At 74.8% G+C, this 9,860-nt stretch carries 6 protein-coding genes; 1 reads left to right on the top strand and 5 read right to left on the bottom strand.

Going from position 1 to position 9,860, the window contains the following annotated elements; all coding sequences use genetic code 11:
- The 5 genes from DFH01_RS28085 to DFH01_RS06445 form a co-directional block, all read right to left on the bottom strand.
- Positions 1–966, bottom strand: a complete 966-nt coding sequence (locus DFH01_RS28085; RefSeq protein WP_158287633.1) for a peptidoglycan-binding protein — start codon at positions 964–966, stop codon at positions 1–3.
- Positions 966–1,640, bottom strand: coding sequence for a hypothetical protein (locus DFH01_RS06460; RefSeq protein ID WP_109869506.1), 675 nt, complete (start codon positions 1,638–1,640; stop codon positions 966–968). The genes DFH01_RS28085 and DFH01_RS06460 overlap by 1 nt, the downstream gene beginning before the upstream one ends.
- Positions 1,640–3,397 carry a hypothetical protein gene (locus DFH01_RS06455; protein ID WP_109869505.1) on the bottom strand — a complete coding sequence of 586 codons (1,758 nt, stop codon included), beginning with the start codon at positions 3,395–3,397 and terminating at the stop codon, positions 1,640–1,642. Before DFH01_RS06455 ends, DFH01_RS06460 begins: the two co-directional genes overlap by 1 nt.
- 127 nt (positions 3,398–3,524) lie before the next feature.
- A complete protein-coding gene (locus tag DFH01_RS06450) occupies positions 3,525–3,866 on the bottom strand; it encodes a hypothetical protein (RefSeq protein ID WP_158287632.1) in 342 nt (113 codons plus the stop codon).
- A 65-nt stretch (positions 3,867–3,931) separates the two neighbouring features.
- A complete protein-coding gene (locus DFH01_RS06445; protein WP_109869503.1) occupies positions 3,932–8,578 on the bottom strand; it encodes a two-partner secretion domain-containing protein in 4,647 nt (1,548 codons plus the stop codon).
- Positions 8,579–8,731: 153 nt separating this feature from the next.
- On the opposite strand from DFH01_RS06445, the gene DFH01_RS06440 reads away from it, so the two are divergent.
- Positions 8,732–9,820 carry an isocitrate/isopropylmalate dehydrogenase family protein gene (locus tag DFH01_RS06440; protein WP_109869502.1) on the top strand — a complete coding sequence of 363 codons (1,089 nt, stop codon included), beginning with the start codon at positions 8,732–8,734 and terminating at the stop codon, positions 9,818–9,820.
- Positions 9,821–9,860: the final 40 nt, after the last annotated feature.

Below are 9,860 nucleotides of genomic sequence, written 5' to 3'. Positions count from 1 at the left end.
TCAGCGCTTCAGCAGCCCCACGAAGCACACCGCCGGGGAGGGCAGCGCGTCGGTGCCGCGGGTGGCGATGGCCGCCATCGCCGCGTTGAAGAATCGGACGAAGCGGTCGGCATGCTTGCCGGTGCCGATCGGGTACTGCGCCAGCTTCCAGCGGTTGCCCGCCGAGCCCTGGTAGCGCACCGATCCCGCATTGTAGGCGCAGGCGACCAGAGGCGGATCGAAGTGCGTGGCCCCGGCCTGGCGCCACATATACGCCATGCCGGCACGGACCGAGGTGCTCGGGTTCTCCAGCGCGGAGAGGCTCAGCGTCTCCTCGCCCAACGCCTCCCGCGCGGTGGAAAGCAGCGTCTGCATCAGCCCGACCGAGACGCGGCGCGGCGTTCGCGACGGATCCTCCAGGTCGCAGCCGGGCTCGAAGCGCTTGGCGCGGGGATCGCCGCTGGATTCCGTGCAGATGGTCGCGACCACCAGCTCGGCCGGCACCGGGAAGCGGGCGGAGGCGGTGGCGATGGCATCGTCGTAATCCACCAGCACCCGCATCGCGAGATCGGCCTCGGCCGCGCTCGGCTCCACCAGCGCGCCGTCCACCTCCAACCCCGAGCGGGTCAGGCGCCAGAGCACGCCATCCGGGTATCGGCTATGCGCCTTGCCCAGCACGGCGAGCGCATCGGCATCGAGGATGCTCTCGACGCCGATCTTCAGCGCGGCGCCCGGCCTGCCCTCGCCGCTCAGCGCCGCCCAGGTGACCGGGCCGAGCACGCCATCCTCCACCAGGCCGCGGCGGCGCTGGAAGGCCATCACCGCCTGGCGGGTGGCGGCGCCGAACAGGCCGTCTGGCTTCAGCGCGGCGCCGGCGCGGTCGTTCAGCAGGCGCTGCGCCCAGAACACCTCGTCGCCGCGCATCATCGGCTGGGTGAACCACCAGCTGCGCGTCAGTTTCGCGGGGGGAGCGGCCACCTCGGACATCAGGGGCACCTCGGGGTCTGGGCGGCGAATTGCGCGGCGATGGCGGCACGGCGCTGGCCGATGCGGTTGCCGAGCGGCGGCAGGCCGGGCGCCTCCGCCGCGCCGGCCGCCTGGTCCCGCGCCTCGGCCAGCGCGGCGCAACGGCCCGCGGCGGCGATATCGCCCGACTGCACGCGGTTCAGCGTGACGCCCGCGGCGTAGTAGTCGGCATAGCCGTCGCCCGGCCCGCGCGGGCTGGCGCGCAGCGGCGCGACGGCCGCCAGGATGGCGGCATTGTCCGTGCGGCGCTGCTCGCCGATGGCGCGGTCGCGCTGGCGTTCCAGCGCATCGGCGAGCCGGATCGCGGTCTCCATCCGCTCATCGGCCGTCGCGTCCGGCGGCATCAGGGCGCGCGCGCGGCTGAAGGATTGCACGGCGCAATCCCGCCGCGCGGGGCGCTGCGCTTCCGGGGTGGTCGGTGCCTCGGCGAGCGTCGCGCAGGCGGCGCCGCGATGCAGCCACAGCGTGACGCAGGCGCGATCCGCGACATCGCAGTCGAAGGGCCGGTCGGCGATGGCGAGGGTGGTGCCAGGCGGGCTGCGGCGCAGCTCCCCGGCCAATTGCACCGTCTCGCGCGAGGGCTGCTGGCAGGCGGCCAGCAGCAGCACGAGCAGAAGGGCGGCGGTGCGGCGCATCAGCCCGATCCTCCCTCGGCCGGCGGTGCGGTGGAGGCCTGCTCCGCCGCACGTGCCTTGGCGGCTGCCTCGGCCTCGGCGCCGCGCAGGAAATCGGGCGCCCCGAGCCGGGCCGAGACCTCGGCCAGCGTGGCCGGATCGGCCTTGCCCAGCGCCTCCACCATGTAGACCATCCGCTCGAGCTCGGCGGCCACGCGACTGTCCTGGCGCGCGGCGCGCACGGCGCCGGCCAGCGCCATGGTCGAGACTTCGGCCCCGCCCACGGTGATGCGCTGCATGTCGAGGCCCTGCAGCGCCGCCGCGCCGGTCATGGCGGCGCGGAAATCCTCGATGGCGTCGGACAGCGCGTCCGGGTTGCCGGTGAAGTGGCGGCGCAATTCGTCGCAGCCGGGGCCGGGCAGGTCGGCCAGCACCTGCGCGGCAAGCTCGCGCGCCGGCACCGGCGGCCGGCCGGGCGCGACGCCGACCGCCTCCCACACCGCAAGCGCCAGCGCGGGTTCCAGCGTGCCGCCCGGGGCGAGGCGCTGGGCGAGCAGCGGCGCGCGCAGCAGCGCCGCCGTGGCGAGGCCGCCATCCACCACCTGCGGCAGCAGTCCGAGATCGAGCGGCGTGTCCAGCATCGCCGCCTTCCAGCGGTCGAATTTTTCCTTCTCCTTCACCAGCTGCAGGCCGCCGACGACGACCGCGGCGACGAGACCCGCGGGGCCGGCGACCGCGCCGCCGCCGAAGATGCCGCCGAGCATGCTGGCGATGGGCGCGCTCTGCTGCGCGACGCGGCCGACGGTCGCCATCGCGTCCGCCACCGCATTCCCGACCGGGCCGAGATCGCCCAGGTCGCGCAGCGCGGCGCCGGCTTCCTCGGCCAGCTTGCCGACGGTCTCCGCATTCGCCTGGCCGCCGATGACGGGGGTGATGCGGGTCAGCAGCCCGTCCACCCGTTGCAGCGCGCGATCGGCGCCGGCCACCGCGCCGGTACCCACGCCGAGCGTGCCGGCCACCGCGATCAGGCTGCGCAATGCCTGCAGCTTGGTCTGCGCATCCCGCAGCGTGGCCATCCGCGACTGCTGTTCCGGCGTTGCGCCGCCGGCACCTGCGCCGGCCCCGGCCACCACCACCGCCGTGCCCGCGGCGCTGCGCGCGGCAACGCCGGCGTCCGTGGCGGCGGCGCTGGCATTGTTGGCGGCGGCGCTGGCGCCCTCCGCGGCCTGGGTCGCGCGCTGCACCGCGTCCTGCGCGCCTTCGACGATCTTGCGCGACTGCTCGCTGGAACGCGTGGCGAAGTAGAAGGTGATGACCGTGCCGATGAAGCCCGTCAGCGCCTCGCCGGAGCGCAACTCGAGAGCATTCTGGAAGGCCAGCAGCACGAAGCCGAAGACGACGATGAAGACCGAGAGCAGCGCGCGTACCGAGCCCTCTGGCACGCCGAGCGGCAGGTCGAAGTAGCGGCCGGTCAGCGTCGTCGCCTCGGGCGCGCCGCCGGCCGGCGTCTTGGCCTGGGTCTCCTTCGCGAGGTGCCGCAGCAGCAGCCAGGATCCCCAGAGGAACGCGAGCAGGATGCCGGTGACGATCAGCCAGGGCAGCAGCCGCGTGAGCGTCGCGCTCAGGTCCGGCGGCGGTGCGGGCGGAGCGACGACCACGGCGCCGGGCGCCTCGACCGCCACGGGCTGGCCGAAAGAGACGCCCGCCAGCAACAAGGCCGGCGCGGCGAGGAAAAGCCCGCGGATCAGCCTCCGGGCACGCTCGCGCCATGCCTGCATGGGCTGCCTCTCCCTCGCTTGCAGAGCGAGGCTAGGCCTGACAACCCCCTGAAATCAAGGCCCGCGTTACGATCTGTTCCTGTTTTGATCCATCATGCGGCTGCCCGGACACAGTCGCGGGCGCTGCTCACGCTTTCGTCAACAGCGCCCGGATGCGCTCCGCATCCTCCGCAGGCACGGCGAGGCGCAATTCGGCACCGCCATCAGCGTGCTGGATCTCCGCCGCCGCGCGATCCACCGGGCCCTGGCGCACCAGGGATTCCAGCGCGAGCTTGGCGGCGTCGCCGTCCGGGAAGCGCCGGTGCAACGCGACCGCGCCCGGCACGCCGGGTCCGGGCCGGTCGAGCATCTCGCCGGGCGGCACGGCGCGGGCAGCGCCGCTGGCCATGCTGGCCGGCGGGTCGCTGGCGGGAAATGTCTCGCGGACGGCCTCGTCCTGCCTGGTGTCGCGTTTCCTGTCTGCCGGCATGGTCACCCCCTTGGTTCTCGCACCGGTTTGAACGCGTTGGCGCGCGGTAGGTTCGGCGATCCGGCCTATTCGAGCTCGGCGAGCGGCTGCAGCGGCCACGCGACGGGCCAGGGCGCCCAGCCCGGCGGCGCGGCGGGGCGCCCTTCGACCGGCACCGCCGCCTCCCCGAACCATTCCAGATCCCACAGGTCCACGCGCACCGGCACGACCAGCAGCGGCGCCACGCCGAGGGGCGGCAGCGGCGGAATGCCCGGGCCGGGATCGGGCGGCGGCGGCTCCGGCCCGGGGTCGGGGCCCGGGTCCGGTCCCGGATCGGGCCCGGGGCCGGGCGGCGGCGTCTGGCCGCAATTCGCCACCCCCATCGGGCAGTTGTTGAAGCGGTAGCTCGCGCCGGCACTCGACAGGGTGACGAGCGCCGCCGCTTCCTCCCCGCCCACGCCGCCGATCACGCCGACCAGGAAGGCCGAGCCGCCCTGGCCGAGCACGCCGAGGCGCCCGGCCTCCACCGTGCCGACCGAGGGGGCGCCGTCCAGCAGCAGGAAGACCGGCGCGGCGCCGGCCTGGATCACGAAGGCCGCGCCACCCGCTGCGGCGCTGCTCGCCGGGCCGAAATCGGCAAGCTGCGTCGGCTGCTGCGCGGCCGGCAGGCCGGGAATGTCCGGCTGCACGAAGGACGGGATGGCAGAGAGGCCGTTGGCGCGGCGCGTGTCGAGCATCAGCACCGGCAGAAGCGCGGCATCGCGCGCTTCCAGCATGCTGGGCGCGCCGGCCTCGATCCCCGCCGGCGCGGCGAGCAGCACGGCGCGCCCGGCCTGCAGCGTCGCGCCATCCAGCCGCATGGCGCCGAGCGAGTGCAGCGTGATGCTCTCCCCCGAGACGCCGCCCGCGACGGTGAGCGCACCGCCGCTGGCCAGCGCGAAATCGGCCCCGGCATTCCCCGCCAGAAGCCGCGGCACCGCGTTGCCGGCGCCGGCGAGCGCGACTGCGCCGGCGGCATGCACCTCCAGCGCGCCGCCGAGGCGGAGCGGCGCGCCCGACGCGGCCTGCGCCACGTCGCCCGAAAGCCCGACCAGCAGCGCCGCGCCGCCGGCGGAGACGGGCGCGGCCAAGCCGATCCGGTCGGCGGAGAGCGCGAGCGCGCTGCCGATCTCGAGCGGCCCCGTCACGTCAAGCGGCCCGCCCGCGGCGAGCCGCAGCGCCTCGGCTCGGCCGGACAGCGCGCCGACGCGATGGCCCGCGCCCTCCAGCACCACGGCGCCGGCGATGTCGAGGCCGAGCACATCCGCGCGCAGCGACCCGCCGCCTTCCTGCAGCCCGCCGCCGAGCGCGAGCGTTACCTCCGGCGCGACGATCAGCCCGGCGATGCCGAGGGTGCCGGTGCCTGCATCGCGCAGATGCCAGGTGCCGGCCGCGCTGCCGCCCGCGGCGCCGAGACGGTTCGCGCCATCGAGGGTCACGGCACCGAAGACGGAGCGCGCGGTGAGCATCGGCGCGGCGACGAAGCCGGAGGCCTGGCTCAGCGTGCCCGCGGCGATGAGCGTCACGCCGCCGCCCGCCTGCACCACGCCATCGAGCGCCAGCGGCCCGGCGGTGGAGAGCGCGAGATCGCCGCCGATCGTCGCGCCGAGCAGCCGCGGCACGGCGTTGCCGGCGCTGTCCAGCGTAGCCGCGCCGGCGACGTCGAGGCGCAGGGAATCCGCCGCGAGGCCCGCGAAGGGCAGCTGAGTGAGGTCGCCGCCCGTCGTGATCTCGGCGCCCGCCGTCGCGACGGGACCGGCCAGGCGCAGATCGGTCGTGCTGCGCAGCACGAAGCCGCCGGGCGCGCTGACGGCGCCGAGCTCGCGGATCGCGTTCGTCGCCGCGGCGAGGCTCACCGCGCCGCCGGCATCGAGCGCGAGGCTGTCGGCGGCGATGCCGATGCCGGCGCTGCCCTGCGTGATGGTGCCGCCGGCGCGCAGCGTCACATCGGGCGCGACGAGGTCGTCCACCACGAGGACGCCCTGCGTGCGGAAGCGGAACGCGGATCCCGCGCGGCCCGACAGCGTGGCGATGGCATTGCCCGCGCCTGAAAGATCCACGCCCTCCGTCGCCTCGGCCCGCAGCGTGGCGGCGAGCAGCGTGAAGCTGTCCTGCGCGATGCCGCCGTTGAGCGCGCGCAGCGTGACGTCACCGCCCGCGAGTGGTGTCGCGAGGCGCAGCGAGGCGGCCTCCAGCAGCAGCGCGCCGCCGGCATCGAGACGGCCCAGAACCTCCAGCGGGCGCGTGCTGACGAGCGAAAAATCCTGGGCGGCGGCGGAGGCGCCGAGCGCGGCGACGGCATTCGGCTCCGTGAGGCGTGCCGAGCCGGTCAGCGCGGTGGCGCGCAGCAGCGCGGTCTCGATGATGCTGCCCGGCTCCTGCAACAGGCCGCCGCCGGCGGTGAGCGTGACGGCGGGCGCGGCGAGGCGGCCGAGCAGGCGCAGCGTGCCCGAGTTGGCGAGGCTGAACGGGCCATCGGCGAAACCCTGCCGCAGCGCGCCGATCTCGTTCAGCGGGTCGTTCAGCGCGACGCGACCGCCGGTGGCACGCACGGACAGATCGGGCGTGACGAGCAGCGCATCGGTCACCTGCGCCAGCTCGCCCCAGGCGGCGAGCGCGATCCGCGCGGCGGTGACCGGCCCTTCCAGCAGCAGCGCGCGCCCGGCATCGAGCACGAAGGCGTCGCGCGCGGCGCCGGAGAGGCGCGCGATGTCGTTCGCCGCGCCGTCGAGCAGCACCGAGCCGCCCAGCGCCTCGGCACGCAGGCTGTCGGCAAGCAGGCGAGACGCCGGGCCCTGCGTCAGGTCGCCGGCATCGAGGCCGAGCGTCACCGCCGCGCCGAGACCGTTCAGCACGCCCGCGATCTGCAGTGCGCCGCCGTTGCGCAGCGCCAGGCCGAAGGGCGCCGTGACATCGCCGAGGGCACCGATCGCATTGCCCGCGCCCTGCAGCGCGATGGGACCGAAGGGCGCCTCCAGCAGCAGCGTGCCGGCGGCGATGCCGGCGCCGGATGCCTGCTGCGTGACACCGCCAAGCGCCGCGATCTCCAGCGTGCCGGCGGCCGAGAGCGGCGCGAAAAGCGAGAGCGTCCCGGGCGTGGAAAGCCGCATCGCCGCCGCGGCGACAGGCGCATCCACGGAGAAGGAGAGCGCGCTCGCGACATCGAAGCGCGTCGCGGCGCCGCCGCCATCCAGCGCCAGGATGCGGTTGCCGGCGTGCTCCAGCCGCACCGCGCCGCCCAGGCTGCGCGCCGCGAGGGTGGTCGCATCGAGCGGCGCGGTCTGCGTGATGTCGCCGGCGGAGAGCAGGCGCAGGTCGCCCAGCACCGTCAGCGGCGCGTCGACGGCGATGCCGTCGCCGGGCGCGGCGGTCGCGTTGGTGGTCTCCAACGTCAGCGGGCCGGCATCGCGGTTGACCGTGGCCTCCACGCGGATGCTGCGCTCGGCCTGCAGCACCAGGTGGCCGGGCGTGGTATTGACGGTGTCGGCCGTGACCTCGGCCGGTTCGGTGGCGCCGGAGAGCGTGGCGACGATGCGCAGCGTCTCCGGATCGAGCAGCACCGTGCCGTCGCGCCCCGCATCCAGCGACGCATCCAGCGCCAGCGCGCCGCGGGACGACACCTCGATGCCGCCGCCCGGCGTGCCGCGCGCGCCGGCGCGGCCGCGCATCTCGGTGCGCTGCGCGGCGTGGACGATCACCTCCCCGCCACGGCCGGAACGACCATCGGCGCGCAGCGTCGCGTCGCGCGCGACATTGGTGCGGGCGGAGAGCTGCGTCGGCGCGCCGATGCGGCTGGCCGCGCCCGCGCCGACCGTCACGCGCCCGCCCTGCGCGCCGGAGGCGTCGAGCACCGCGCCGCCGGGCACCAGCACGCCGCCGCCCGGCGCATGCGCGGTGATGGTGCCGGCGGTGATGCTGCCGCCGGCACTCACCAGCGTTTCCAGCACGCCAGAGGCCGCCTGCGCGGTGAGCAGCACATGGCCGCCCTCGGCCTCGATCACGCCACTGTTGGTGGCGAGCGCGGCGGCGCCGGAGGGTCCGGCGCCGACCTCGCGCGTCACGTCGAAGGACAGCAACCCGTCGCCGGCGAGGTCGAGCGTGAAGGCTTCGGCGCCCGCGACGGCGACGCGGCCAAGGCGTGCACGGATCGTGCCGGAATTGGCGGCGACGGGGCCGACCAGCGCGGCCAGCCCCTGCTCCCGCACGGTGATGGTGCCGCGGTTCTCGACACGGGCGCCGGGGCGGGGCGCGCGGTCGAAGGCCATGCGGCCGGCCATGAAGTTGTTGTTCGTCGTATCCGACGCGGTCGCGATCAGTCCCGCCACATCCACCTGCGCGCCCTGGTGGAACACGATGCCGTTCGGATTTACCAGCGCGACGCCGCCGTTGGAGGTGAGGCGCCCGGCGATCGCGGAAGGGTCGGGGCCGGTGACGCGCTGCAGGGACCACGAGCCGGCATTGGGCTGGCGGATATCCACCTGGTGCTGGGCGCCGATGTCGAAGCCGCGCCATTCGATCACGGCGCGGTTGCTCGACTGGTTCACCTGCGTGCGCCCCGGCGTCTGGGTGATGCTGGCCTGGCCGGCGACGACCGCGCCGCCCTGCGGCCGCGCATCGGGCGCCTGGGCGCGGGCCGGCGCGACCGCCAGCAGGGCGGTGGAGGCGAGCAGCAGGGGCTTTGCGGCGCGTCCCATGCCGCGATGTATGAACCAGGTGTTTCTCAACCACCAGTCGGACGTTTTTGCCCATCTTTGCACGCAGGGCGGGCATAGGTTGACGCTTGTCCGCGGTCCACCCGCGTGCCTCTATGCCGCCATCGCCCATCCTCGCCGCACGGAGCGTCCCGCATGGCCCTCGGGTCCAACGCCATCAACCTCGCGCTCATGCCGGGCGACGGCATCGGCGTGGAGGTGATGGATGCCGCGATGGGCGTGCTGCAGAAACTGGCGCGCCGCCACGGCCTCGGCCTCTCCACCGAGACGCTGCGCGCCGGCGCCTTCGCCTACCGGCAGGACGGCACGGCGATGAGCGAGGAGACATTCCGGCGTGCGGAAGCGGCGGATGCGATCCTGCTCGGCGCGATGGGCTGGCCGGGCATCCGCTATCCCGACGGGACCGAGATCGCGCCGCAACTCGACCTGCGCTTCCGCCTGGGCCTCTACGCGGGCGTGCGGCCGATCCGTGCCATCCCCGGCGTGCCGCTCGCGCTGGCGCATCCGCGCGCGAAGGAGATCGACATGGTCATCCTGCGCGAGAGCACCGAAGGCCTCTTCGCCGCACGCGGCCGCGGCGAGGTGATCGAGGACCGCGAGGCGCGCGACACCATGGTGATCACGCGCGCCACCACCGAGCGCCTTTCCCGCTTCGCCTTCCGCCTCGCGGAGCGCCGCGCGGCGAAGCTCGGCCGGCCGCAGACGGTGACGCTGGTGGACAAGGCCAATGTCTTCACCTCCATGGCCTTCATGCGGAAGGTTTTTCGCGACGTTGCGCAGGAATTCCCGCATGTTCCGTCGGGCGAACACTATGTGGACGCGATGGCGCTGGATCTCGTGCGGCGGCCCTGGGATTTCGATGTGCTCCCGACCGAGAACATGTTCGGCGACATCCTCTCCGACCTCGGCGCGGGGCTGATCGGCGGCATGGGCTATGCGCCGAGCGCCGATATCGGCGACACCCACGCCGTGTTCCAGCCGAGCCACGGCACCGGCCCCGACATCGCCGGCAAGGGCATCGCCAACCCCACCGCGATGATCCTCTCCGCCGCGCTGATGCTGGACTGGCTCGGCAGCCGCGGCGCCGGCCAGGCCTGGACGGATGCGGCCGGCGAGCTGGAGGCGGCGGTGGACGGCGCCTTCGCGGCGGGGCTGCGCAGCGCCGAGTTCGGCGGCGTCGGCACGCGTGAGGTCGCGCAGGCCGTGGCCGATCGCATCCCCTGATCTGGCGCGGCACGCCGCGGCGGGCCAGGATGCGTCCCAC

It is taken from the genome of Falsiroseomonas bella, assembly GCF_003173615.1.
Classification (GTDB): domain Bacteria; phylum Pseudomonadota; class Alphaproteobacteria; order Acetobacterales; family Acetobacteraceae; genus Falsiroseomonas; species Falsiroseomonas bella.
Note: the sequence above shows the minus strand (reverse complement) of the source record. Positions and strands in the feature narration are given on the sequence as shown.

What these genes read in the sequence shown, in the direction of transcription:
- DFH01_RS28085 (WP_158287633.1), bottom strand. Translation starts at nt 966, where the DNA reads ATGTCCGAGGTGGCCGCTCCCCCCGCGAAACTGACGCGCAGCTGGTGG.
- DFH01_RS06460 (WP_109869506.1), bottom strand. Translation starts at nt 1,640, where the DNA reads ATGCGCCGCACCGCCGCCCTTCTGCTCGTGCTGCTGCTGGCCGCCTGC.
- DFH01_RS06455 (WP_109869505.1), bottom strand. Translation starts at nt 3,397, where the DNA reads ATGCAGGCATGGCGCGAGCGTGCCCGGAGGCTGATCCGCGGGCTTTTC.
- DFH01_RS06450 (WP_158287632.1), bottom strand. Translation starts at nt 3,866, where the DNA reads ATGCCGGCAGACAGGAAACGCGACACCAGGCAGGACGAGGCCGTCCGC.
- DFH01_RS06445 (WP_109869503.1), bottom strand. Translation starts at nt 8,578, where the DNA reads ATGGGACGCGCCGCAAAGCCCCTGCTGCTCGCCTCCACCGCCCTGCTG.
- DFH01_RS06440 (WP_109869502.1), top strand. Translation starts at nt 8,732, where the DNA reads ATGGCCCTCGGGTCCAACGCCATCAACCTCGCGCTCATGCCGGGCGAC.